Below are 22,905 nucleotides of genomic sequence, written 5' to 3'. Positions count from 1 at the left end.
AGTGTGAGGTTTTGTTGCGGCCTCTGTTGCAATTCATGTGGGGATCCCCTTGGGAGTTGCGGAATGGGGGTAATCTAGGGGGCGGTTAACCTGAGCCGAGGATGAAAACCATGATGCCCGTTGTTGTGCCGTTGGCCATGACTGCCCACACCAGCTCTTGGTCGCCTTTGAGTGCCGTAACCATCTTTCTCTGCACAGGTCTTGCCTACTTGATCTTCAAGTCCTCTTCGGGAGCGGCCTCAGAAACGGGGCCAGTGCTGGGGATGACCTGGCCGGAAGTGCTGGGGGTCGCCAGCTTCGGCCATCTGCTGGGCGCGGGAGTGATCTTGGGCCTCTCCAACATGGGAGTTCTCTAGGTCACCATCTCCTTCACATTTCTTGACTTTAGCCGGGATTCCGGCCCGACAATGTTAAAATCCCTGTCAATTCTGAAAAGAGCAGTTTCTCCAACTCCACTTTCTTCTTGTCGAGGTTTGTTGTCATGCCTGCGATAATGCTCCTGGCGGCTTTGCCAGAAGGCTATGAGTTGTTCGATCCCCTGATCGACATTCTGCCGATCATCCCTGTTTTGTTCTTTTTGCTGGCTTTTGTTTGGCAGGCGGCGGTGGGCTTTAAGTGAAGCCCTCGGAATCTGCGATTGGCAACTACGGACTTCGAGACTGCTTCCGCTTGCCCCTCTTCCTCTGGCAGGGGGGCAGTTTTAGCTGGGGCAAGTTTAGGGCGGGCCACTGTGCCGCAGGCCTGACTTTCTGCCTTGCAAAGTTAAGACTGGCCGGCTGGGGTTCAGGGCTCGCGGTCGAGGGCGCCGGTAATCCAGAGCACCCCTGCTAAGCAGACGAAGTGGGCAAAGGTAACGTTGATATTGGCAGCCAATAGCAGCACTCCTGCTGTCTGGGTGCTCAGCGTGCGGGTAAACAGCCGCACCAGCAGCTCTCCCACCTGCGCCTCCATGGCGATGAGGGCGAGGAAAGCGCCGATCAGGCTGACATAGGTAACCAATTGCAACTGCTTGGGCAGATCCAACTGGCTTGGGGTAGCGGCAGACACTGAGCGGCGCTCCGCCTGGAGCAGGTAGCGCCAGTTAAAGAAGAGACCGGCTGCCAGGGTTAGAAGGGTAAACAGGGTAAACCAGAAGGCGATAAAGGCCCCCATCGAGTCGTCGCGATAGAGGGTATTCTGGCCAACTAAAAATCCCAGCCAGAGCAGCAGAGCCGTTGCCCCCAGAACCGCCTGAAACCAGAACCCGAAGCGGCGCGTCAGGCGCAAGCGAGACTTCATGCGCTCGACAGCCGCCCGTACTGACGGCGACATAGGCTCGTTCATTGCTCTCCCCCCGCTCTCTACGGACGAGCACCGACCTCCGCTTCCAGCCTACCGCTATCTTCCGTCCCCCGTCACATCCGGGCAAAAGCGCTGCAGGGGATCCAAGGGGGGGGTTAGGGTTTGGAGCTAGGGCTCACGCTGGGATCCCCGCTTTGCAGGCGCAGGATTTCGGCTTCGATGCGCTGTTGGAGGTCTCTGCCTTCTTCGGAGCGAATCAACAGGGTGATGCGGTTGTATTCGGGCACGGTCATGCCGTGGCGGGTGATGATCTCGGTGGCGGTGCGAATGAACTCCCGCCGGATTTGATCTTTGCTGGCCGGATCCGCGGTGGCCTGGGAGCGCTGCTGGGCCTCTTGTCGGTGGGGCTCCATCTCCAAAACGATGCGGGCATACTTGGCGACCTGTTCATCGGTCAAAACCAGAGAGGTAGCGGCGGTTTGGGCTACGGCAAGGGAAATGCTCAAGACAGGGATCCAGGTGCAGACCCAGATCAGGCCCACCAGCCCTTTTTGGGCCACGCTGGGCATCGAGAATGCCGTCCATCGTCTCCGACTTGCTTGACCTGACACCGCTGCTATCTCCCCACCCAATAACGAACTCTCTCTGTGGTTGCCGGCGCTTTTGGGAGCCCCCTTTCTTTTGGTGTAGCTTTCGCTGTTACCCAGATTCAACCCACTCCCAGCCAACCGTGCAGGCTCCGATGTTATCTAGTCTTCCCCAAAAGAAGCCAGGGATCCCCGACCGGCACCGGAGCTTGCTTTATCCATTTGACCCAAAAGCGGCCTTTAGGTTCCTGTTGCAGCCTGGAACCGCCCAGAAGGGAGGAGCCTCTGGGATAATGAGGATGAATTGCTGGTTGTTGCCCCTATGAACTTGGAACGTCGCCCGGTTTTCCCGTTCACCGCCATTGTCGGCCAAGAGGAGATGAAATTGGCTCTGCTCCTCAACGTCATCGATCCCCGCATCGGTGGGGTGCTGATCATGGGGGATCGCGGCACGGGCAAATCCACCACCATCCGCGCCTTGGCAGATCTGCTGCCCCAGATCGAGGTTGTCAAAGGGGATCCCTTCAACAGCCACCCGCGGCAGCGGGATCTGATGAGCGACCAGGTGTGGGAACGCCTGCAGGCGGGAGAAACGCTGGAAGCCACCTGGATCCAGGTACCGATGGTGGATCTGCCCCTGGGAGCCACCGAAGACCGGGTCTGCGGCACCTTGGATATCGAGCGGGCTCTCTCCCAGGGGGTGAAGGCCTTTGAGCCGGGGCTCTTGGCCAAGGCCAACCGCGGCATCCTTTACGTAGACGAGGTGAACCTCCTGGACGACCACCTGGTAGACGTGTTGCTGGATGCGGCGGCCTCTGGCTGGAACACGGTGGAACGGGAGGGGATTTCCATTCGCCACCCGGCCCGCTTTGTCCTGGTGGGATCCGGCAACCCCGAAGAGGGAGAATTGCGGCCCCAACTCTTGGATCGCTTCGGTATGTTCGTGCGCATCGAAACGGTGCGGGATCCGGCCCTGCGAGTGCAGATTGTGGAGGAGCGCAGCCAGTTCGACGCCGATCCCCAGGCGTTCTTGGCCAAATACGCCGAGGCCCAGCAACACTTGCGGGAGCGCATTGAAAAGGCCCAGCACCTCTTGCCCACTGTGATGGTGGATCCTGAGTTGCGCCTGAAGATCTCCGGCGTGTGTGCGGCTCTGGAGGTGGATGGGCTGCGGGGAGATATCGTCACCAACCGGGCGGCCAAGGCCCTGGCGGCTCTGGAGGGGCGCAGCGAGGTCACCATTGCCGATATTCGCCGGGTAATCAGCCTGTGTTTGCGCCACCGCCTGCGCAAGGATCCTCTGGAAACCATCGACTCCGGCTACAAGGTCGAGAAGGCCTTTAGCGAGGTGTTTCAGGTGAGCCTGGAGAGCGCTGCTTAGCCTCCCCCTCACCCCCAGCCCCTCTCCCACCCTCACCCCCAGCCCCTCTCCCAAAGGGAGAGGGGAGCTAGGCGAGTAGGGTTTCTAGTTTGTCGGCAATGGCGGCAATCCAGGCTTGCTCCTGGCGGCTGAAACTGCGGGGGGTGTCGCTGCCCAAGATGAGGCATCCCTTCTGGCCGATGGGCTGGCAGAGAACCGCCTGGGATCCGGGGGGCAGCAGGCCCTCGAACTCGGCGCGGGCCGGGAACAGTTTCAAATCCACCAGATAGACGGGCCGTCCGGTCTGCAACACCCGCTGCAAGATGCTCTGGGGCCGGATGGAGGGCAACTGGCCGGGGCTGGCCAGGATCCCCCGCTGCAGTAGGGTGCGCCCCTCCACCCAGATCACTACCGTGCGGGCAGCAGTGGTGCTAAGGAGGGTGTGGGAGGCCCAGGCCAGCTCCAGTTTTTCGCTCTCGGAAAGGTCGGGGTGCCAATCGCAGCCTGAACTCCCCTGCAGGGGGGATGCCTGGGGGGGACGGGGCTGGATCTGCTGCCACAGCAGGCCGGTCAGGATCAAAATGGCGCTGAGGAGGATCCCCAAAGCATCAGAGCGGGACTGGCTGGCGAACAGTTCCGGCGTAAAAGCCAGTCGGTTAATAACCAAGAGGGCGCTGCCCAAAAGGCCGGTCACCAAAGGCAGATGCCTCAGCCAGCGGTTGGGATCCCGGGAAGCTGGAGTGGATTTAACCCTCAAAGCAGGCAGACGTATCTAAGAGTGCCCAGTAAACCCAGTCTAGAGCTATCCAAGGCGTTAGAGACGGCTCCAGATGCCGAGTCGCTCTTGGCGGGCTCTTTTTTGCAGGCCACCGAAGTAGCTGTCGTATTTAATGTTGTGGCTGTAGGGGATGATGCGGGCCAGGCCGTTGCGCACCAGCATGGCGTTCATCTGCTGGCCCTCCAGCCAGACGTAGGCCTCCACCAAGCCGGTGGCATCGACGTTGCGCAGCAGCTTGTCCCCTTCCAGCTTGACGGTGCGGCGCAGGATACGCTCCCGCATCAGCTCAATCGCCTGCTGGTAAAAGGGATCCTCCTCCGGCCTGAGGCCCTGGATCCCGGCCAAGCGGATCAGGCGCAGTTTCTGTTCCCCTTCGATCTGCACCACCAGCGTGTCACCATTGACTACGCCCACCACCACTGCCTCGGGGTAGCGATCGAAATAGTGGTTGTCGAAGTAGAAGAGGGTGTCGGGCACGACCCGCCGCTCCCCCAACCCGTGGCCGGGAAAGGCGGGCAGGGCCAGGAGCCATCCCAACACCGCCGAGCCAAAAGCAATACGCCGGAACATGTCTTTCCCCCTTGCGGATACCGGCCCCCTTCCCCCAGGGAGCCTTTACCGGCAACACCTAAGGCGTAATGGTAGCGGCAACTGCCTGGAAGACAACCCCTTACCAGGGATCCGATGGCCGGTTTTGGCGATGGGGATCCCTTTATGGATGAGGGTTTTGGGCGAGAAACTCCCGATCCAGGGGCAGAGGGGCAACCGGCTGGGTGAGAGTAAACTGGCCGCTGACAATCCACTGTTTGAGGATCTCGGCAACTTGCATTGAGCGGCGCAGGCTGGCCAGAGGAGCAGTGCGCACCTTGCGGCCGTTGAGGACAATGTAGCCGGATTTGAGCTGGGCATAGCTCACCAGGCCAAAGGTGGGCCGCACCCGCCGGGGAATGGAAAAGTCGATCACCGGCGCCACCAGTTCCTCATCCCGGACAGCAATGGGCTCCAGATCGGCAGGGGAGAGGATGGGGATGGGGATCCCGACCCCCAACATCAGGCTGGGGCCGTAGTTGCGGAAGTAGCAGCCTCGCACCCATTCCGCTTGCATCTGTTTGGCGTCGCCAATGAGGGCCAAGGTGGCCGCCGGGCCGATGGGGGTATGGTTGGGCAGCCGCTTTTGCCGCGGGAAGTGTTGGGTGCCTTCCCAGGCGATGTAGCCGCTGCCGCCCCCCAGAAAGATGCGGCTGCCGATCCCCACCCGGCGCAGGAGGGGGTCGTTGAGGAGGGGGGAGAGCTCGCCTGGGTTGGAATAGACGGCATTGCCCAGGTGCGGCTCCAGCAGGCCCAAATAGGTGTACAAGGGCCGATCCCCGCCGTTGACGCCGACAATGAAGTTTTGGTAGGCGTTGCGGGGGTTGAACAAGTAGAACTGGTTAAGCTGATCCCGTGTCAGGGTGGACTCGTAGTCGGCGCGGGGATAGCAATCGGTTACCTGGCCAACAGCCCGCAGGTGCACCCGCTTGCCGGCCACCAGATCGGCGATAACATGGCCGCCCCCATAGGGGTGCTCGGCTTGCTCACTGGGCTGGGCCGCCCCGATGTAGAGATCCACGGCGCCAAACCCGGCATAGGCGGGCACCCCGTTCAACCAGGCTTGGCGAATCTTAATGGGCGGATCCGTATGGCCCAGGTTGAGGATTGCCCCTGACGACTCCATTGGCTCAAAGGTGCCCGTGGTTACCACATCCACCTGCTCAAAAGCCTGCTCAATGCCCAGGGTGGCCAGCTTGGCTTTGGCCTCTAGGGCCGTCCACACCCGCGCCTGGCCTTTGGCAATGCGTTGGTTAATCTGGTCTAGAGTTCTTTCCATGGAGTGCAAGAGGCAGTCCGCGTCCTTTGAGGCAGCGTTCCCGAATGGCTGATCAATGGCTGTATGAATAGCTTAGATGGCTGGGGAGGGCTCAGGAAGGTAAGCCGCTGGCTGGGGCAGTACGGGCCGCTGCTGCCGGCTCTGAGCCTGGTAGGTCTGATCTACGGCGGTGGGCTGCTGCTGGCCCTGGCCCAGAGTGTCGGCCTCTACGGCTTGGGGAGGACGGGGTTGAGCCTGCAGGGATACGGGGAGCTCCTGGGAGATGCCGAGGTGTGGGGATCCCTGCTGCTGAGTCTGGGGCTTGCTTTGCTGGCGACCGGGTTGGCGCTGGTTTTGGGGTTGGGATCGGCGCTGTTGTTGCGGGGGCTAGGGGGGTGGGCCATCTGGCTGGCCCAGTTGACGTTGCCGGTTCCCCATTTGGTGGGGGCGGCGGGAATGTGGCTGTTGTTGGCTCCCAGCGGTTGGCTGGCGCGGCTGGCCTTCCAACTGGGGTGGATTGCCTCGGATCAGGATTTCCCGCTCTGGGTGAACGACCGCGGCTACGTGGGGGTGTTGCTCTACTGGCTCTGGAAGGAGATCCCGTTTGCCGCTCTGGTGGCGCTGACGCTGCTACGGGGAATGGGATCCGAGCTGGAGCAGCAGGCGCGCCTGTTGGGGGCCTCTGCCGAGCAAGCGTTTTGGCAGGTAACGCTGCCCTTGCTCAGGCCGGGGCTGCTGGCCACCGGGATCCTCATCTTTGGTTTTGTCTTCAGCGCTTTTGAGATCCCGCTGCTTTTGGGGCCCACCTACCCCCGCACCTTGCCGGTGCTGATCTACCAGCGTTTTACCCATATCAATTTGGAGCAGCGGCAGCAGGCGGTGGCGTTGGGGGTGATCCTGCTGGCCATCTCGGCCGCGGTGGTCAGCCTGATGGCGGGGCTGTTTGCGGCCAGGGGAGCCTTCTTGCAGCCGCCGGGGAGAAAGCCGTGAAAGGACGCCGCGCCTGCAGCCTCTCTGGATGGATGGAGGGATCCCTGCTCCGCTTGGGGGTGGTCGGGGTGACCTTCCTTTGGGCCTTGCCCTTTGGAGTGCTGGGCCTCTGGGCTTTTACGCGGGCCTGGTTTTTCCCCGATGCCCTGCCGCAGGCGTGGAGCCTAGCCGGCTGGCAGGAGTTCCTAGAGCGGGGATCTCAGCTCAGGGCAGCCTTTGGCCAGAGCTTACAAATTGCCCTGCTCACCACTCTGCTGGCCCTAGGGGTGGGGATCCCGGCGGGACGAGTTTTGGGCACCCGCCCGCTGCCTGCTTGGCTGCGCCTGCTCTTGCTGTTACCGGTCATCACCTCTCCTCTGGCTGTGCTGATGGGGATCCAAGGGGTGCTGATCCGCCTGCGCCTGGAAGGCACCCTGTTGGGGGTGGTTTTGGTGCATCTGATCCCGACCATCCCCTACATGGCTTTGGTGATGGGCAGTGTGTTTGCCCGCTTCGACCGCAGCTACGAGGCCCAGGCCCGCTGTTTGGGGGCGGATCCCTGGCAGGTGTGGTGGCAGGTAACGTTGCCCCTCGTGGCCCCTGGAGCAGCTATTGGGGCAGCCTTTGCCTTTTTGATCTCTTGGAACGAATTTTTGCTCACCTTTTTCGTCGGCGGTGGGCGGGTGCTCACCCTGCCGATGTTGCTCTACAGCCTCTTGCAGGGGGGGAACCACACCTCGATGGCCGTGGTGGCCCTCCTGTCGGTGCTGCCGGGATGGCTGGCCCTGTTGGCAGCCAGTTTCTGTTTGGGACAAGCGGTCGGACTGGCGCCCACCGCGATCCCAGAGGAAGGGAATTAGTATCCTTTCAAGGCCAAGTTAGGAGTTTGCAGAGCGGCTTCCACCCGCTGCACCTGGGTTTTGAAGCTGCCGTCCTGCTCCAGCCATATCTGCCTCAAAGCCGGGGGGATCACGTCCAGGCCAAACCGAGGGCTCTTGGGGCGAAATTGCACGCAGGTGGAAGGACAGGCCAAGTAATCGACCCCCTGCCGGCGGCGGTGCAGGTCTTGGTGGATGTGGCCGAAGAGCACCAGGCGAATGTGGTCGAACTCGTCCAAAACCCCAAACAGCCGCTCCGGCTGCTGCAGGGCACTTTGGTCCAGCCAGGGAGAATCCACCGAAAAAGGAGGATGGTGCAAGGCCAGCAAAACATGGTGTTGGGCGGCTTTGCTCCGCTGCAATTCTTGTTTCAGCCACAGCAAAGTGCGCTCCGTCAGGTAGCCGCTGTCTTTGCCCGGCACTAGAGAGTTCAATAGAATCAAGCTCCAGTTCTCTCGACTGAAGCTTTTCTCCCCGTGTACCCGCTCGGCGCGGAGCTCTGAGTTCATGTTATGAAGGCGATCGTGGTTCCCCGCCAGCCAATAGGTGTCGATGGGAAGAGCTTGCAGATGCTCTCGCAAACGGGCGTAGGCGGCGGCGCTGCCATCTTGGGCGAGATCCCCGGTGAGCAGCAGCACATCCGGCAAGGGATCCAAGGCGGCAATGGCCTTTTGCACCTGCAGAAAAGAGGTCTCTGTGTCCACCCCCAGCAGCCGCTGGTGTGGCTTGGCAAACAGATGCAGGTCGCTGATCTGAACCACGTAAACAGTCATGGAAGCGGCTGGAGAGAGGCGGGATCCCCTCTATAAAAAACACCACCGTTTTAGCACCGGATTCCCGGCTGGGATCGGCAGGCAACTTCATCTGGAAGGCCCAGCTTTAACTTGCCCAAGTCCGCCCCGTCCCCTTCATGAGAAAATCCTCAAGAAAAAGCTTCAGGAAACATTTAGAGAACGGCCCACATTCCTAAAAGCGGCTTGCACCTGCGGCCAGCGGGATTCTTGGGTGGAGGCCGTCAGAGTATAAAGGCGATGGTGGCGCACGGTTACCGTCACCACTTCATGGCGAAGCTGGGATCCCATGTCGGTTTGGTATTCAAGCAGGTAGTAGGGCTGACCTTGCCGCTCAAAGGCTTCGGCAGCCAACAGCTTGGCGGAGCGACCGGATCCCTCAGGAGCGATGATCTTCTCTGCCACCAACTGCCCCACCTCGTCCGGGCCACCCAGGTCGGCGATCGTCTCTCCCTTATCAAAGGGGGCGATCATCAAGCTGACATTCTCCGTCTCGTACACCAGGTCGCGCAGCAGCACCGTCGGCCCTTTCCCCGGCCCGAGCTTGAGCGCCACCATACCGTTGGGATAGGCAAAGGCAAAGGCCCCGCTGGGATCCCTGTAGGCCCGCAGGTTGGAGCCTGCAGAGCAGGCACTGGTCAAAAGGCTGAGGCAGACACAGAGCAGCAATAACGCTCTGGACAGCCGTAGAACCAATCGGGCAGAATGCCCGCCCTGTGCTGCTGGCATCGCTGGGATCCTCCCCTCAGATGGGTTACCTATCCTTATCATCCTAGTACGAGCGCATCAGCGCTAGCCCGTTGACCCTCAATGGCAAGGCTCCCCCTTGTACAGCACGGCTACCGCATGGGCTCAGACGGAGATGTTCGGCCCAGTTGCCGAGGAACCCGGAAACAGGGGATCCCCAGAATGGGAAGCTGCTGCCGCTATTGAGGGAGCCGCTTCTCGAAGTCCAAATCTGGCAGCGGCAGGTTGGCCGGCGCGCCCCCCTGGCCCGTCAGCATCGCCAAGCGGCGAGAGATCTCATCGTCCATGGCCATCTCGTCCAGTTGAGCGGCAATTTGCTCGCTGCGATCTTCCGAAAGCTCGCTCAGGGCGCGGGCCTTGAGCTGGCGAGCCTGGACAGCGTTTTTGGCTGCCTCAAATTGCGACTTGGCTGAGTCGATGTTGTAGGAATTGTTGACACGGGTCATCTGCTCGAGAGCTTGGTTCACCTCGTTGATGTCTTTGAGGTTGCTCAGCTCGCTCTTGTAGGCGGCCAGTCGCTCCTTTTCGCGGGCCAGCTTCTGCTTGGCCGCGTTGACATAGCGCTCGGCAGTTTCCACATTCTCTTTGAGGGGGCCGAGAATGGCCTCAATTTGCAGCGCTTGGGACATGGCCAAGCGGGCCGCCTCTTGATCGCCCCGTTGGGCGGCCAGGCGAGCTTTGTTCTCCAGAGCCTGGTACTCCCGCACCTTTTGCATGTACTTCTGCTCGGCCCGCTGATAGGCAGCCACTTGGGTGGCAACGGCTTCGGTGAGACGCTGAACCGTTTCCTGCATGGTGCGCAGGGATTCTTCCGCCACCATCACTGCCCCTGTGCCCCCTTTGTCCACGGGGAGCCCCCACAGCCAGTTCCAAGTTCCGACGATGACGCTGCCGGCCCGTTGCCCGAAAATGCCGTAGATGATCTTGCGTGCACCCATGACCTGACCCTCCTGTTTGCTCTTGCCTCTACTGTATTTAACTTTCTCCGCAACTGACAGATCTTCTAGGGATCCGGCAAGTGGACAAATTCAAACCCCCGCTCCTTCAAAGCCGGGATCAACTGCCGCGCCACCTCAGCCACTTGGGATCCCCCCTGGATCCCATCATGGAGCACGATCAAGGAGCCAGGCTGTACCTGGGCCAGCACCCGCTCCACCACCACCGCTACCGGTGGTTCCAGCCAATCTTCGGGCACTACGCTCCACATGACTGGAAAGAATCCCCAGCGGCGCAGATCCACAAGCGTCTGCGGCCAAAACAAGCCATTGGGCGGGCGCACAGCCCGATAATCGCCGGGGATCCCGCCACAGGCAGCCACCAGGGCAGCTTGGCTGCGCTTCAGGCTCCGCCGCAGTTCGTCGGGGGCAAGCTGGGTAAAAGAGCGATGCTGCCAGCCGTGAAGGCCAATGCGGTGACCTTGCTGGCGGATCTGACGGGCTAGGTGGGGCCAGCGCTGCACCCGTTCTCCCAGGACAAAAAACGTGGCCGGCACCTGAAAATCCAGCAAAACCCGCAACAGAGCCGGGGTGTACTCGGGGTGAGGGCCATCGTCAAACGTGAGGGCCACCCGCCGAGCATGGGGATCTGCCGGCAGCTCCCACAGGCCCTCGGGAAAGAGGATCTTGAGGCCCCAATGCAGGGGTGGGTAGAAGAATGAGGGCAAGATTTGCCGAGAAGAAAAGAGCATTTCCGTTAGCCTGGCAAGTCTACAGATAGCTTGAGCCTAGAGCCAGTTCCCGGCAGCGTTGAGCGAGCAGTTGAAGCAACCCATTCAGCTAGAAACCGCAGAAGCCCCGCGCTCTGGCGTAGCCGGTCGCGAAGCGGGACGGAGTCCTTGCGTCGGGAGGAATGCGAGAAGCCGGACAACAATGTAGTTTACGTGTGACCGCCCACAGCAATCCAGTCGCAGCTTCTTCCAGCGTTAGCAATATAGGTCCATCTCTAGATCCATCTCTTGCGTAGGAAGGATCCCGCTTGGCTGAGGTTCACCTCATCAACTGCTGGGAAGCCAAGAGCCGGCACTAGGGCAAACTGGATCTATCTGGCCGTGCTGTCGCTATCTGGATCCCTTGCGGATCCCAACGAAGCAGTAAAATTGAGGTCAGGCTGACCGTAGAGGTGTCGAGTTGGCTGCCAAAGCCTGGAAACTGTTTTGAAAGCGAGGAAAACGCCGTGGAGCTAGCTGAGATTGAGGAGTTGATGAACAAAGCTGTGCAAGCCACACAGCGCTCCTTTAATACGGTACGCACCGGGCGGGCCAATGCCAGCCTGCTGGATCGCGTGCAGGTGGAGTACTACGGCGTGCCCACTCCCCTGAAGGCCTTGGCCAGCCTTACCACGCCAGACTCCAGCACTCTCTTGATCCAGCCCTTTGATCCCTCGACCTTGGCGGCCATTGAGCGGGCTATTGTCGCCTCTGACCTGGGCTTAACCCCCAGTAACGACGGTAAGGTGGTGCGCCTCAACATTCCCCCTCTGACGGAAGAACGCCGCAAAGAGCTGAGCAAACAGGTGGCCAAACTGGCCGAAGAGGGTCGGGTCTCGATCCGCAACATCCGGCGGGATGGCATCGACTCGGTGCGCAAGCGGGAGAAAAACGGCGAGCTGTCGGAAGATGAATCCAAAAGCTTGCAAGAGGATATCCAGAAACTGACCGACCGCTACATCAAGAAAATCGATGAGCTGCTGGCAGAAAAAGAAAAGGAACTGACCACTCTTTAAGGCTTTGTCCTTGAAGCACCCCTGCCAATTCATTTTTGGCCCACAGCAGTCAAGCGGCAGTTCTCTCCCTGTGGCCGGGATCCCAGGTTGGGCCAGGATGGAAGGAAGAAGGCGGCGGGCATAGCTGTCCATGGATCTGATCCTGTGCCATCAAGCGGCGGACTTCGACACCTTGGGGGCAGCGGTGGGGGCAGCGCGCCTGTACCCGGGAGCCCGCATTGCCTTGACCGGGGGATCCCTGCCGGGGGTACAGGAGTTTTTGGCCCTGTACCGGGATGAATTTCCCCTCATCGAGCTGCGTTCGGTGGATCCCCGCCAGGTGCAGCGGTGGATTGTGGTGGATTGCCACGATCCGGATCGCCTGGGCAAGGCCGCCGCTTGGGTGAATGTCCCCGGCGCGCAGATTGAGATTTTCGACCACCACCTCCAGGATCCGGAAACCCCGCCAGATTGCTTTTGGCCGCAGCAGCAGGTTACCTGCCATATCGAGGCTGTGGGATCCACCTGTACATTGCTGGTGGAGCGGCTGCAGGCTGCCGGGATCCCCCTCAGCCCTTTTGAGCGGCTGGCGCTGGCCTTGGGCATCCACATGGACACCGGATCCCTGACTTTCCCGGAAACCACCGCCCGCGATGCTGCCGCCCTGAGCTGGCTGTTGCAGCAGGGGGTAAACCTGGTCTTGTTGCGGCGCTTTTTGGGGGATGGCCTCACCCCCCAGATGCGCGAACTGCTCAGCCAGGGGCTGGCCCAGATGCAGGTAGAGCAGGTGGGGGAGTATCGCCTGGGAACGTGGCTGCTGGAGCTGCCGGAGTTTGTGCCCGGCTTGGCCGGCTTGGTGATGCGGCTGATGGATCTGACGGGGGTGGACGTGCTGCTCTTGGTGGCGCGGCAGGGGGAGCGGCTGAGCCTGATCGGGCGGGCACGGCAGGAGTTTGCCCGCCTGAGCCAGGTGATGGCCCTCTACGGTGGCGGCGGCCACGACTGTGCAGCGGCGGCCACGCTGAAAGCCAGCCCCGACCAGCCTTTGCCCGACCCGGCCCAAGTCCTGGCGGCCCTCAGCCAGGCGGTCAAAGCGCGGATCCCACCCCCGGTGACGGCCAAAGACTTGATGTCGGCCCCGGTGCGCACCATCCGACCGGAGATCACCATCGACGAGGCGCAGCGGGTGCTGTTGCGCTATGGCCATTCTGGCCTGGTGGTGGTGGATGCCCAAGGCCGCTTGGTGGGGGTGATCTCGCGGCGGGATATCGATATCGCCCTGCACCACGGGTTTGGCCATGCCCCTGTCAAGGGCTACATGACCACCGACGTCAAGACGCTCTCCCCCGACACGCCGCTGGCGGAGATCCAGCGGTTGATGGTGCAGTGGGATATTGGCCGCCTGCCCGTGCTCCAGGATGACCAGTTGGTGGGCATCGTGACCCGCACCGACGTGTTGCGGCATCTACACGAGCTGCCGGCCCTCTCGCCGCAGTTGGCTTCCCCTGCCCTTTCCTGCCCTCTGGATCTCACCTTCGCGGCTCTGTCGGAACGGCATCGACAGTTGCTGGAGCAGGCCGCCCGCATCGCCGATGAAAAGGGCCTGAGGGTGTATCTGGTCGGGGGAACGGTACGAGATCTGTTGCTGCACCGGTGGGGGCGCCCGCCCTCACCCAACCTGGAGCGGCTGGATCTGGACTTGGTGGTGGATGGGCCTTACCCCTTGGCTATCGCCGGGACAGATCCCCCAGGCTGGGGCTTGATTTTGGGACAAGCGCTCAAACAGCACTTCCCAGAAGCGCGGCTGGAGATCCACGGCAAATTCCAAACGGCGGCTTTGATCTGGCCAGGCGGCTTTTGTGTGGATATCGCCAGTGCCCGCACCGAGTTTTACCCCTACCCGGCCTCGCCCCCCGAAGTGGCCATGGGATCCATCCAACAAGATCTCTACCGGCGGGATTTTTCCATCAACGCCCTGGCCCTGCGCCTCAACGGCCCCCAGCGGGGACAGGTGCTGGATTTTTTCGGCGGACAAGCGGATCTGCAGCAGGGGATCATCCGCGCCCTGCACCCCAACAGCTTCATCGAGGATCCCACCCGCATCTATCGAGCAGTGCGCTTTGCGGTGCGCCTGGGCTTTAGCTTGGACTCGACCACAGAAAAATGGATCCGCGCTGCCGTGGCCAGTGGCCTGCACGATGCTGTCGGCGGGGATCGCCTCAAGCAAGAGCTGGCCTACATTTTCCAATCCCGCGATTGGCCGCAGGCTTTTGAGCGGCTGGCGGAATGGGGAGCCTTGCGCTGTATTCACCCCGACCTGGAGTGGGATCCCTCCCTGTGTCGGCGGTTGCAGCGGGTGGGCCGCTGGGCCCATCACTTTCGCCGCCGCTATCCCGAGCTGGGCTCCCAGGAGATCTGGCAACTGCGCCTCGAGGCTCTCCTCCTCACACTGCCCCAAGCGCCCCAGGTAGCCAACCAGCTCCACCTCACCCAAGCGGGCGTCGAACGCCTCAGCCAGTTCCCCCACTACCAAACCCTGCTGGCCCAACTGAATTCTGGATCCCTGTCTCCTGCCCAGGTGGTGCAACGGCTGCAGGGGCTGCGGATCCCGGCGGTGATTTTGTTGGCCAGCCTTGCCGACAAACCGGCCCGGCGACTGATCTGGCGCTACTTGCAGGAGTGGCACTGGGTCAAGCCGCTCCTCAACGGCCATGACCTGCGTCGTCTGGGCTATAGGCCAGGTCGCTCTTTCCAGGCGATCTTGGAGCAACTGCGTTGTCTCACCCTCAACGGCGAACTCACCACCCCGGCAGAAGCCGAAGCCTGGCTACAAGAACACTTTCCCTTGCCGCCAGCTCAACCCAGCGAGGAGCCCCATCAATCGAAATAGAAGAGAGTTACCAACTTGTGTTGCTCCTCGGCGTGCTTACAGGCATCCAGGAGCGTGACGCTGTCGTGAAAGACAAAGCAGATCAACTGCTGACACTTGCTGATGATCTCCAGATTGCACAGGCGGCTGGCTTCTGCCAGGGGAAGGTGGTCATTTTCGGGGTGCTCTACCAAATGCAGCACCTGCTCCAGGCTGGCCCGCGACTCTGCCGGCTGTCGCTCCAGGCTTTGCGGCAAGATCACCGTCAGCGATTTCATGTCCGCCCGCATCGCCCCCCGAATCACGGCCAGGTTGGTGCCAATGGCCCCAGAGGTGAGGATCTGGTTGCCGGTGAGGGCCAAAGCATAGCTGAGGGTCTCGATGAGGTACTGGTGGGTGATGGGCACGTGACGACTGCCCAGGATTGCCACTCGTTTCGGCCCAACTTGCTGAATCGCGGCCAGCTCCTGCAAAAAGGTGTCAACGCTGGTGGGAAGATCAATAGACTGGGTCAACGGGATCCCTCGGCAAACTTTCAAGATCTTGGCTAGGCTATGCTAGCCCAATTTTTCGCCTTGGGATCCGGCCTTATTGGGTCGCGGCCTCTACCAGCGCAACAGCGCGGCTGCTCCTTGGAATTCGTGGAGCAAGCGGTCTTCGGCCTCGCCACGGACAAACTCCAGCTTGGCGCCAAAATCGCGGGCCAGCACCCAGACCTGATCCCGCAGCGCCACCGGTTGCGGCTCTGGGCAGAGGAGCCGGGCCATCTCCTGGGTTCCCCCCACCGAGCCGTCTGGGCAGCGCCAGATGGTAGTCTCCAACCTCCAGGGCAGGACGAGAATTTCCACCCGACCCAGTTGGAGAGCGTCCAGCACCGCGTCCACGCCCCAAGCGCCGGGCTGCTCCCGAATCCGCTCCAACAAGGCCAGTTCCCCTCGGCGCTCGGCGGCCTCCAGGACGGGCAGCACCCGCTCGAGGATGTCTTGCGGTGTGGGGGCGTGGAAATTGGTCGGATGCCCCACCCGCGCGACGATGCGGTTGCGCAAGCCGCGGTTGAGGTAGCCCTCAAAGTGAGACACCTGCCAGGCTTCGCCCATAAGCACCAGGCGCTCGATGCCCAGGCGATCCACCGCTTTGTCGAGGGCGTGGGCCAGGCGCACGTAAAGCTTGTGCATCCAGAGGCTGACCTTGGCCGCTTCCCGCTCCTTGGGGGAGAGTTTGTCGAAGGTGCCGCCGCTGCGGGCGCGACGCTCGGCAACGACATTCTCGATGCGGCCGGCCAGCTCCTGGAGTTCTCGCCACTCGTCGGCGCTGATGTTGGCAAAGACTTCTGTGTCCTCCCGCAGTTCTCCCAAAAAGAGCTCGTAGAAGTGCCACCTGGCTCCGGACAGGTGCAACACCCCGGCCCGCTCATATTCATCGAAGGCGAAAATCAAAGGGGTCAAGTACGGCTCACCCCAGCGGGCTTCTACCCGCCCGTGGGCCAGATCCACTACGGGCAGCTCCACCTGCAGGTCGATTCGACGCAGCACTAGCTTGCCATCAGCGTTGCGGCTGGCAAAAAGAACTAAGGTGCGGGCGGAAGGGCGCTCCTGTTCCAGCAGGGCAAGGATTTGCTCGTAGAGAGAAGGATCCCGCTTGCCCTCCCGGAACTCCGGCAGCTCTTTGATAGCGTTCTTGATGCGTCCCACCCAGGCAAGGCGGGCGTTTTCAGGACGGGCAGGGTTGATGTCGGCGTATAACGAGAGCACCGGCGTGCTGCTGTCGCCAAAGGCAGCTTGCAAATCCCGGATCAGGGTGTTGAGCTCGTCCATGGTTTTGAAAGGGCTTCACTGCAAGATATCTAAAGTAGGGAATGCGACGGCAGATCCCTCAAGGGATCCCACGCAAGATGGAGCTCAGTTGGGCTTGGCCTTGGGGAGAAGATTCTGCCTGGATCTGGATAGTGTAGCTCATGTGGCTGTGAACACCCCTGCCCAGCCAATGGCCGTAGATAGGAGCGGCATCTCTGGGGTAGGCGCTGGCCGCCAAAGCCACATGGCCATCGGCCACGGCCAGCCCTTGGGTGGGATCGAACCCCCGCCAACCGGCCCCCGGCAGATACACCTCTGCCCAGGCGTGCAGATGACGATGCACAGGCTCTGTGGTCTCCCCCGCCGGCTGCGAAGAACCGACCTGGTAGCCACTGACAAAGCGTGCGGCCAAGCCTACGGTGCGGCAGACCTCCATAAACACCAGCGTCAGGTCACGGCAGGCGCCGGTTTTGCGCTGCCAGGTCAGGCCGGCGGGCCAAGGATCCCCCTTTTCCCGCAAGATGTGGCGGCACTCGGAGTAGATGCGTTGGTTAAGCGCCGGCAAAAAAGCCGTCGTCTCCCCCTGCACCTGATCCCAGAGCTCCCAGGCCAGGCTTTGGATGCCGGCATCTGCCTGGGTCGCCAGATAGGGCTGCAGTTGGGCTGCCAGCGTGCTGGGGTAGTTGATGGGAAGGTGGGTGGCCCAATCGCAGAGCAGATAGTCAAAGGGGTTGCGCCGCAGGGTGACCACGGTGGACTGGGTTTGGACGCGCAGATGTTCGGTGGGATCCCCAAACCAGAGCTGAACCGCCGCGTTGCCATCCAGATCCACCAGCTCCGATTGGCCTGCCGGGCGGGGATCCACCTGCAGATCAAAGGCCAAGAGGGCTTGGATCCCGTTGCAACGGGGTCGCAAGCGCACAGTGTGGGGCTCCAGTTGCACCGGACAACTGTAGCGGTATTCGATGAAATGGCGGATTTGAATTTGCACGGTTCGGTGAATGGATACTCCTCAGAGCCGGCCCAACCCCAGACGAACTAGGGATGGTCTTGCTTGGCCTGTTGCCAGAGAACTTCCAATTCCTGGAGACTGCGTCCTTTGAGCATGGAGCCTTTGCCATCGCCGGGCATGGATCCTGTCGGCTCCTGGGCCAGCTCTTCCATGCGCAAAAAACGACGGGCAAAACGCAGGTTGGTCTGAGCCAGCGCTTGGGCAGCATCCAAGCCATAGCAACGGCCCAAGTCGACCAGAGCAAACAGCAGATCCCCCAACTCGGCTGCCTGTCGGGCCGGATCGGGGGGATCCCTTTCCAATTCTTGGCGCAGCTCGGCTTCTTCCTCGCGGATCTTGGCCCAGATCCCCTTCACCGTTGGCCACTCAAATCCCGCTCCCACCACCTTTTGGGAGATCTTCAGAGCAGCCATCAGGGGGGGCAAACTTTGAGCATAGTGGAGCAGCTTTTGACCAAGGCTTTGATCCGGTTGCTCCTCTTGCTTGATCTGCTCCCAAGAGCGGTGCAGCTCGGCCAGGTCTGCCGGCACAGCCTCCCCAAATACGTGGGGGTGACGACGGATCAGCTTATCGGCAATCCGCGCCGCCACAGCTTCCAGATCAAAGTGGTTCTGCTCGGCAAAGATCTGCGACTGCAGCACCACCTGCAACAACAAATCCCCCAGCTCATCGGCAATCGCTGCCGGATCCCCGCCGCGAATGGCCGCTACCGCCTCATACGCCTCTTCGAGAATGTAGGGAGTAAGAGACTCTGGAGTTTGGGCCCGATCCCAAGGGCAGCCGTCGGGAGCACGCAACCGAGCCACAATCGCCGCCAAACGACTCAGGTGCAGAGTAGAGGCGGGACGCTCCAGATAAAGGTGGGCAAAATGGCCCGTTGTCTGCGGATCCCAGCTTTGAAGCGTCAAGGGGCCGGCCACCACCTCTAAGCCTTCTGCCAGCAGCGTAACAGACTGGACAGGGGCACAGACCTGTTGCAGAAAACGGCGTAACTCCCCCAGATCCTTTCCCCCACAGCTTTTCAGCAGCAGGGATCCCTGCTCCGCAGTAGACCACCGAGCCAGCGCCTGTTGCCAGTCGGGCTGAAGACTATCCAGCGTTTGCAGCATGGTCAAAAGGGTAGGTGCGGCCCAAATCCAAAAGGCGGCTGAGCTGCTCTAGATCGATGAAACTCAACTCCAAAAGAATCATCAGCAACGGCCCTTGCTGGCGATGCTGCAGCTTTTTGGCCAAACTCAGTTGAGAACGGTCGATAATACCCGTTTCCAACAGATATTCCTCAAGGGCTGGGGGGGGAATCGGATCTAGCATGGTCGTTTCGCGGCGCTGAAGAAGGACGACTGTGAAAACTGAGAAGATAGTCAACCAATGTAACTATTCTTAACACTCCTATAGGATTTCGGCAAAGATCTGGCCAGCGAGTGGGCCAAAGGCCGGTTTGCCAAGCCCTGCGCCCACAGCTCCACAGCGAGAAAACCCCTAGATTACTCGGGTAAATGAGGTTTTCGTATCCAAAGATACAAAAAACAGTTGGAAGAGGTCATGGTATGATAGCAGACTCACGAACAGTTGGCAGCATCTCAAAAGGCTGGCTAGCTTTTCCTCTTGGGAAAAACCAGGGAGCTTGAGCAAGATGTTACCTTTTTATCCTGGCAACTTCGGTACTTAAGATAAAAATCTTACATTAATGGCTCAGGGATCCAGTGGGTTCTGGGCTTTGCCTTGTTGTTTGGGTCGGGTCAGGTTTCGGGCCTGCACCGGCCTAGGTCTCGGCTAAGCTAGAGATGGTTGCAGCATGAACTCTCCCTATGTCTGAAGCTCAGGGGTTACTGCCGGTGGGGGCGACGGTTCAGGTGGTGGAGATACCGCCCTATCTAAAGACGGCTGACCCGATGCCGATGTTGCGCCCGGCCCATTTGATCCGCTTGCACGAACAAGGGGTGATCCTGCAGCGGCGGCTGTTGGGCACCTATTGTGTGCAATTTGCCAATGGCGTCTTTCTCATCGACGGGAAATATATTGCCCCGGTGGGATCCCTGTCTTAACGGGCCCATCTCTCTTCCAAGGCAGCTCGATGGGTTTTTGGGATCGGACAGCTTGCTGCAGAATTGAGTTTTCACCTTACCGGCGGACTTTCGCGGTAGATTAAAGTGTGCCAATTGAGGTTGGATCAAGGTTTGGCTTATCCGCTGGGATCCGCCTTAACTGGCAGCAATTGGTTCTTCTGCTTCTGTTGCCCTCCATCCCACAAGACCAGCGCTGCTTATGCCCAGAGTTATCGTTACAGATCCCATCGATCAGGCGGGGATCGATATCCTCTCTCAAGTGGCTCAGGTGGATGTGCAAACCCAGCTCACCCCAGAGCAGTTGATCGCGGTTATCCCCAGCTACGATGCCATCATGGTGCGCTCCGGCACACGGGTCACCCGCGAGGTGATCGAGGCGGGGACGAACTTGAAAATCATCGGGCGGGCGGGTGTTGGAGTCGATAACATCGATGTGCCTGCCGCAACCAAAGCCGGGATCCTGGTGGTCAACTCGCCCGAGGGCAACACCATTGCCGCTGCCGAGCACGCCATTGCTTTAATGATGGCCCTCTCGCGCCACATACCGGATGCCAATGCCTCTCTGAAAGCGGGCCAATGGAATCGGCAGGAGTTTGTCGGCGTAGAAGTCTACAAAAAAACCCTGGGGATTGTGGGATTGGGGCGAATTGGCTCCCACGTGGCCCAGATTGCCAAGGCGATGGGGATGAAGCTGCTGGCCTACGACCCCTACCTCTCCATGGAGCGGGCAGAGCAACTGGGGGTGCGCCTGGTGGACTTCACGACTTTGGTACAGGAATCGGACTACATCACTCTGCACATTCCCAAAACGCCTGAAACCACCAACCTGTTCAACGCCGAAACCTTCCGTATGATGAAGCCGACTGCTCGCCTAATTAACTGTGCCCGTGGCGGCTTGGTGGATGAACAGGCGCTGTACGAAGCCCTGAAATCCGGCCAAATTGCCGGAGCCGCTTTGGATGTCTTTGCCAACGAGCCGCTGAAGGACTCTCCGCTGTTTTCTTTGGGCAAGGAAGTCCTGCTCACCCCCCACCTAGGGGCCTCCACCGAAGAAGCCCAGGTGAATGTGGCTATCGACGTGGCCGAGCAGATCCGCGATGTGTTGCTGGGGCTGCCGGCCCGCTCTGCCGTGAATATCCCCGGCTTACAGGCAGAGGTGTTGCAAAACCTGAGACCCTACCTGGACTTGGCCGAAACCTTGGGCAACTTGGTTGGCCAGTTGGCTGGGGATCGCGTCAACCAGTTGGAGATCCGCCTGCAGGGAGATCTGGCGGAAAAAGATGGGCAGCCGATCGTCATTGCCGCCCTCAAAGGGCTTTTGACGCTGGCGCTGCGGGAACGGGTCAACTACGTCAACGCCTCCATCGAGGCCAAAGAACGGGGCATTCGGGTGGTGGAAACCCGAGATCCCTCCTTGAAAGATTATTCGGGATCCCTGACGTTGATTGCCCATGGCCCCAATGGGATCCGCTCCGTTTCGGGGGCGTTGATCGGGGAGCGAGAGGTGCGGATTACCCAGATTGACGAGTTCCCGGTGAATGTGCCCCCTTCCGCCAACATGCTGATGACCCTGCACCGGGATATGCCCGGGATCATCGGGCGAATTGGCACCCTGCTGGGAGCCTACAATGTCAACATCGCCAGCATGCAGGTGGGCCGCAAGATCATCCGCGGCGATGCAGTAATGGTGCTCAGCTTAGATGATCCCCTGCCAGATGGGATCCTAGAAGAGGTACTCAAGCAGCCGGGCATTCGCGACGCTTTTGTGGTGAACCTCTAGAGCCGCTGGTAGCGATCCCCAAACCTCACTTCCCCTAGCTAGCGAGACGGAGTCTTGGCTTGAGCCAGAGCGATCTGTCCTTAAACCTGCCTCAGATCCCAGACTGGGATTGGCCGGCGTTTCTGGAGTCGCTGGGCCATTTTGGTGTGGATCTCAGCCTGGAGCGCATGCAAGTCCTGCTGCAGCGCCTGGGTCGGCCCCAAGCCGGGATCCCGGCTATCCACGTGGCCGGCACCAACGGCAAGGGATCCGTCTGTGCCTGGGTCAGCCACGTGCTGTGGGCAGCGGGCTATCGCGTCGGTCGCTACACCTCTCCCCATTTGGTGGACTGGCGGGAGCGGATCTGGCTGAACGGGGAGTACATTTCTGCCAACGACTGGAGCCAAGCGTTGGCCCAAGTGCGCGACTGCCTACAAACCTATGCTCCTGGCGAGGCTTCTCCCACCCAGTTTGAGGTCATCACCGCTGCCGCTTGGCTGTACTTCCGCCGGCAAAAGGTGGACGTGGCAGTGATAGAAGTGGGCTTGGGTGGTCGGCTGGATGCCACCAATGCCGGGATCGAGCCCGTGGTGACCGCCATCACCTCCATCGGCTGGGATCATTGGCAGCGCTTGGGCAACAGCCTGCCCCAAATTGCCTCTGAAAAGGCGGGTATTCTCAAGCCAGGGATCCCAGCAGTGTGCGCACCCCAAACCCCAGAGGTTACAGCAGTTATCCGAGCCAAGGCAGAGCAGTTGCAAAGCCCCCTACGGGTGGTTGAACCCCTGCAATGGTTGCAACCCCAAACCGTCCGATGGCGAGGGCAGATCCTCACCTTGCCCCTCAGCGGCGATGTACAACTCACCAATGCAGCGGTAGCCCTTGCCGTTGTGGAAACCCTACAACAACAGGGCTGGCAGATCCCCGATGCCGCCGTAGAAAAGGGGTTTGCCATCACCCGCTGGCCGGGGCGCTTACAACGGGTGCAGCTTGGTTGCCGCCAGTTGCTGATGGATGGAGCCCACAACTTACCCGCCGCCCAGGCTCTCCGTCGTTATCTAGACAAGCACCAACCTGGATCCCTTGCCTGGTATGTCGGTATCCTCAGCACCAAGGATGTCAAAGGTATTCTCAGCACCCTGCTGCGACCGGGAGATTCCTTCTTCGCCTTGCCAATTGCCGGACACTTAGGGACAGATCCCGAACAACTGGCCCAACTGGCCCAAACCCTGCAACCCCATCTCGCTTCAGCACAAGCATTGCCCGATTTGTCTACTTTTTGTGTTCAGATGCAGGAGTCTCAAGCTGTTGGGGAGCCACCGGCTGTGGTTTGCGGGTCTTTGTATCTATTGGGCCAAGTGATGCGGGAATGCTTGGGATGGGGATTGGCCCGTTGACAGCGGGGTTGAGCAAAGACTAGCCCCCCCGTTGGGTGGTGGGGGGGCAGAGGTGAGCCTGGCACCGAGCTA

General features: G+C 60.7%; 24 protein-coding genes. 10 read left to right on the top strand and 14 right to left on the bottom strand.

Annotated features, from left to right (window positions below):
- The first annotated feature begins 110 nt into the window (after positions 1 to 110).
- Both psaK and NW853_RS07835 read left to right on the top strand, forming a co-directional pair.
- The gene (psaK, locus tag NW853_RS07840; protein WP_414333228.1) at positions 111 to 356 is read left to right on the top strand and encodes a photosystem I reaction center subunit PsaK; all 246 of its coding nucleotides are present in this window, start codon (positions 111 to 113) and stop codon (positions 354 to 356) included.
- A 125-nt stretch (positions 357 to 481) separates the two neighbouring features.
- Positions 482 to 619 (top strand): photosystem II reaction center protein K, encoded by a 138-nt coding sequence (locus tag NW853_RS07835; RefSeq protein ID WP_414333226.1) that lies wholly within the window; start codon positions 482 to 484, stop codon positions 617 to 619.
- Between the two features lie 164 nt (positions 620 to 783).
- Here NW853_RS07835 and NW853_RS07830 read toward each other — a convergent pair whose 3' ends face one another.
- Both NW853_RS07830 and NW853_RS07825 read right to left on the bottom strand, forming a co-directional pair.
- Positions 784 to 1,323 carry a DUF3611 family protein gene (locus NW853_RS07830; protein ID WP_414333224.1) on the bottom strand — a complete coding sequence of 180 codons (540 nt, stop codon included), beginning with the start codon at positions 1,321 to 1,323 and terminating at the stop codon, positions 784 to 786.
- 113 nt (positions 1,324 to 1,436) lie between these two features.
- A complete protein-coding gene (locus NW853_RS07825) occupies positions 1,437 to 1,850 on the bottom strand; it encodes a DUF4168 domain-containing protein (RefSeq protein ID WP_414333223.1) in 414 nt (137 codons plus the stop codon).
- A gap of 340 nt (positions 1,851 to 2,190) precedes the next feature.
- Here NW853_RS07825 and bchI point away from each other — a divergent pair, with 340 nt between their 5' ends.
- Complete coding sequence (gene bchI / locus NW853_RS07820) at positions 2,191 to 3,249, top strand: magnesium chelatase ATPase subunit I (RefSeq protein ID WP_414333222.1); 1,059 nt, start codon at positions 2,191 to 2,193, stop codon at positions 3,247 to 3,249.
- Between the two features lie 67 nt (positions 3,250 to 3,316).
- Here the strand turns inward: bchI and NW853_RS07815 are convergent, their stop codons facing one another.
- From NW853_RS07815 to NW853_RS07805, 3 genes are all read right to left on the bottom strand, one after another.
- Positions 3,317 to 3,985, bottom strand: a complete 669-nt coding sequence (locus tag NW853_RS07815) for a cofactor assembly of complex C subunit B (protein ID WP_414348747.1) — start codon at positions 3,983 to 3,985, stop codon at positions 3,317 to 3,319.
- A gap of 57 nt (positions 3,986 to 4,042) precedes the next feature.
- Positions 4,043 to 4,576, bottom strand: a complete 534-nt coding sequence (locus NW853_RS07810) for a thermonuclease family protein (RefSeq protein WP_414334680.1) — start codon at positions 4,574 to 4,576, stop codon at positions 4,043 to 4,045.
- A gap of 142 nt (positions 4,577 to 4,718) precedes the next feature.
- Complete coding sequence (locus NW853_RS07805; RefSeq protein WP_414334681.1) at positions 4,719 to 5,873, bottom strand: homocysteine biosynthesis protein; 1,155 nt, start codon at positions 5,871 to 5,873, stop codon at positions 4,719 to 4,721.
- 63 nt (positions 5,874 to 5,936) lie between these two features.
- Here NW853_RS07805 and NW853_RS07800 point away from each other — a divergent pair, with 63 nt between their 5' ends.
- Together NW853_RS07800 and NW853_RS07795 are read left to right on the top strand one after the other, a co-directional pair.
- Positions 5,937 to 6,842: an ABC transporter permease subunit gene (locus tag NW853_RS07800; RefSeq protein WP_414334682.1), complete on the top strand. Its 906-nt coding sequence runs from the start codon at positions 5,937 to 5,939 to the stop codon at positions 6,840 to 6,842.
- A complete protein-coding gene (locus tag NW853_RS07795; RefSeq protein ID WP_414334683.1) occupies positions 6,839 to 7,681 on the top strand; it encodes an ABC transporter permease in 843 nt (280 codons plus the stop codon). Before NW853_RS07800 ends, NW853_RS07795 begins: the two co-directional genes overlap by 4 nt.
- Here NW853_RS07795 and cpdA read toward each other — a convergent pair.
- The 4 genes from cpdA to NW853_RS07775 all read right to left on the bottom strand — a co-directional run bounded on the left by cpdA (position 7,678) and on the right by NW853_RS07775 (position 10,924).
- On the bottom strand, positions 7,678 to 8,472 hold the full coding sequence (cpdA, locus tag NW853_RS07790) for a 3',5'-cyclic-AMP phosphodiesterase (protein WP_414334684.1): 795 nt from the start codon (positions 8,470 to 8,472) through the stop codon (positions 7,678 to 7,680). The two genes, NW853_RS07795 and cpdA, sit on opposite strands and share 4 nt — an antisense overlap.
- Before the next feature lie 162 nt (positions 8,473 to 8,634).
- Complete coding sequence (psbP, locus tag NW853_RS07785; protein ID WP_414348746.1) at positions 8,635 to 9,219, bottom strand: photosystem II reaction center PsbP; 585 nt, start codon at positions 9,217 to 9,219, stop codon at positions 8,635 to 8,637.
- A gap of 197 nt (positions 9,220 to 9,416) precedes the next feature.
- Positions 9,417 to 10,175 (bottom strand): PspA/IM30 family protein, encoded by a 759-nt coding sequence (locus NW853_RS07780; RefSeq protein WP_414334686.1) that lies wholly within the window; start codon positions 10,173 to 10,175, stop codon positions 9,417 to 9,419.
- Positions 10,176 to 10,240: 65 nt separating this feature from the next.
- Positions 10,241 to 10,924 (bottom strand): polysaccharide deacetylase family protein, encoded by a 684-nt coding sequence (locus tag NW853_RS07775; RefSeq protein ID WP_414348745.1) that lies wholly within the window; start codon positions 10,922 to 10,924, stop codon positions 10,241 to 10,243.
- A gap of 485 nt (positions 10,925 to 11,409) precedes the next feature.
- On the opposite strand from NW853_RS07775, the gene frr reads away from it, so the two are divergent.
- Both frr and NW853_RS07765 read left to right on the top strand, forming a co-directional pair.
- Positions 11,410 to 11,958 (top strand): ribosome recycling factor, encoded by a 549-nt coding sequence (gene frr / locus NW853_RS07770; RefSeq protein WP_414334688.1) that lies wholly within the window; start codon positions 11,410 to 11,412, stop codon positions 11,956 to 11,958.
- Between the two features lie 130 nt (positions 11,959 to 12,088).
- A complete protein-coding gene (locus NW853_RS07765; RefSeq protein ID WP_414334689.1) occupies positions 12,089 to 14,827 on the top strand; it encodes a CBS domain-containing protein in 2,739 nt (912 codons plus the stop codon).
- Here NW853_RS07765 and NW853_RS07760 read toward each other — a convergent pair.
- The 5 genes from NW853_RS07760 to NW853_RS07740 form a co-directional block, all read right to left on the bottom strand.
- Positions 14,815 to 15,321, bottom strand: a complete 507-nt coding sequence (locus tag NW853_RS07760; protein ID WP_414334690.1) for a DNA recombination-mediator protein A — start codon at positions 15,319 to 15,321, stop codon at positions 14,815 to 14,817. The genes NW853_RS07765 and NW853_RS07760 overlap by 13 nt on opposite strands.
- A 90-nt stretch (positions 15,322 to 15,411) precedes the next feature.
- The gene (locus tag NW853_RS07755; protein ID WP_414334691.1) at positions 15,412 to 16,620 is read right to left on the bottom strand and encodes a VLRF1 family aeRF1-type release factor; all 1,209 of its coding nucleotides are present in this window, start codon (positions 16,618 to 16,620) and stop codon (positions 15,412 to 15,414) included.
- Positions 16,621 to 16,678: 58 nt separating this feature from the next.
- Entirely contained in the window at positions 16,679 to 17,590 is a 912-nt protein-coding gene (locus NW853_RS07750; RefSeq protein ID WP_414348744.1) for a transglutaminase family protein, read from the bottom strand.
- A 47-nt stretch (positions 17,591 to 17,637) separates the two neighbouring features.
- Positions 17,638 to 18,720 carry a nucleoside triphosphate pyrophosphohydrolase gene (gene mazG / locus NW853_RS07745; protein ID WP_414334696.1) on the bottom strand — a complete coding sequence of 361 codons (1,083 nt, stop codon included), beginning with the start codon at positions 18,718 to 18,720 and terminating at the stop codon, positions 17,638 to 17,640.
- Entirely contained in the window at positions 18,701 to 18,922 is a 222-nt protein-coding gene (locus NW853_RS07740; protein WP_041438119.1) for a DUF2949 domain-containing protein, read from the bottom strand. The genes mazG and NW853_RS07740 overlap by 20 nt, the downstream gene beginning before the upstream one ends.
- 497 nt (positions 18,923 to 19,419) lie before the next feature.
- Here NW853_RS07740 and NW853_RS07735 point away from each other — a divergent pair, with 497 nt between their 5' ends.
- From NW853_RS07735 to NW853_RS07725, 3 genes are all read left to right on the top strand, one after another.
- A complete protein-coding gene (locus NW853_RS07735) occupies positions 19,420 to 19,656 on the top strand; it encodes a DUF3148 domain-containing protein (protein ID WP_414334693.1) in 237 nt (78 codons plus the stop codon).
- 220 nt (positions 19,657 to 19,876) lie between these two features.
- Positions 19,877 to 21,457 (top strand): phosphoglycerate dehydrogenase, encoded by a 1,581-nt coding sequence (gene serA, locus NW853_RS07730; RefSeq protein ID WP_414334694.1) that lies wholly within the window; start codon positions 19,877 to 19,879, stop codon positions 21,455 to 21,457.
- A gap of 59 nt (positions 21,458 to 21,516) precedes the next feature.
- The gene (locus NW853_RS07725) at positions 21,517 to 22,833 is read left to right on the top strand and encodes a bifunctional folylpolyglutamate synthase/dihydrofolate synthase (protein ID WP_414334695.1); all 1,317 of its coding nucleotides are present in this window, start codon (positions 21,517 to 21,519) and stop codon (positions 22,831 to 22,833) included.
- The last annotated feature ends 72 nt before the right edge of the window (positions 22,834 to 22,905 follow it).

This window comes from Synechococcus sp. H55.11, assembly GCF_047462475.1.
In the GTDB taxonomy this organism is placed as follows: Bacteria; Cyanobacteriota; Cyanobacteriia; order Thermostichales; family Thermostichaceae; genus Thermostichus.
Note: the sequence above shows the minus strand (reverse complement) of the source record. Positions and strands in the feature narration are given on the sequence as shown.

Bases quoted from the DNA above. Each gene is read 5' to 3' on its own strand.
- NW853_RS07805 (WP_414334681.1), bottom strand. From the start codon at position 5,873: ATGGAAAGAACTCTAGACCAGATTAACCAACGCATTGCCAAAGGCCAG.
- serA (WP_414334694.1), top strand. From the start codon at position 19,877: ATGCCCAGAGTTATCGTTACAGATCCCATCGATCAGGCGGGGATCGAT.
- mazG (WP_414334696.1), bottom strand. From the start codon at position 18,720: ATGCTGCAAACGCTGGATAGTCTTCAGCCCGACTGGCAACAGGCGCTG.
- NW853_RS07825 (WP_414333223.1), bottom strand. From the start codon at position 1,850: ATGCCCAGCGTGGCCCAAAAAGGGCTGGTGGGCCTGATCTGGGTCTGC.
- NW853_RS07775 (WP_414348745.1), bottom strand. From the start codon at position 10,924: ATGCTCTTTTCTTCTCGGCAAATCTTGCCCTCATTCTTCTACCCACCC.
- NW853_RS07755 (WP_414334691.1), bottom strand. From the start codon at position 16,620: ATGGACGAGCTCAACACCCTGATCCGGGATTTGCAAGCTGCCTTTGGC.
- NW853_RS07740 (WP_041438119.1), bottom strand. From the start codon at position 18,922: ATGCTAGATCCGATTCCCCCCCCAGCCCTTGAGGAATATCTGTTGGAA.
- bchI (WP_414333222.1), top strand. From the start codon at position 2,191: ATGAACTTGGAACGTCGCCCGGTTTTCCCGTTCACCGCCATTGTCGGC.
- NW853_RS07835 (WP_414333226.1), top strand. From the start codon at position 482: ATGCCTGCGATAATGCTCCTGGCGGCTTTGCCAGAAGGCTATGAGTTG.
- NW853_RS07735 (WP_414334693.1), top strand. From the start codon at position 19,420: ATGTCTGAAGCTCAGGGGTTACTGCCGGTGGGGGCGACGGTTCAGGTG.
- psbP (WP_414348746.1), bottom strand. From the start codon at position 9,219: ATGCCAGCAGCACAGGGCGGGCATTCTGCCCGATTGGTTCTACGGCTG.
- NW853_RS07765 (WP_414334689.1), top strand. From the start codon at position 12,089: ATGGATCTGATCCTGTGCCATCAAGCGGCGGACTTCGACACCTTGGGG.
- NW853_RS07830 (WP_414333224.1), bottom strand. From the start codon at position 1,323: ATGAACGAGCCTATGTCGCCGTCAGTACGGGCGGCTGTCGAGCGCATG.
- NW853_RS07810 (WP_414334680.1), bottom strand. From the start codon at position 4,576: ATGTTCCGGCGTATTGCTTTTGGCTCGGCGGTGTTGGGATGGCTCCTG.
- NW853_RS07780 (WP_414334686.1), bottom strand. From the start codon at position 10,175: ATGGGTGCACGCAAGATCATCTACGGCATTTTCGGGCAACGGGCCGGC.
- psaK (WP_414333228.1), top strand. From the start codon at position 111: ATGATGCCCGTTGTTGTGCCGTTGGCCATGACTGCCCACACCAGCTCT.
- cpdA (WP_414334684.1), bottom strand. From the start codon at position 8,472: ATGACTGTTTACGTGGTTCAGATCAGCGACCTGCATCTGTTTGCCAAG.
- NW853_RS07800 (WP_414334682.1), top strand. From the start codon at position 5,937: ATGAATAGCTTAGATGGCTGGGGAGGGCTCAGGAAGGTAAGCCGCTGG.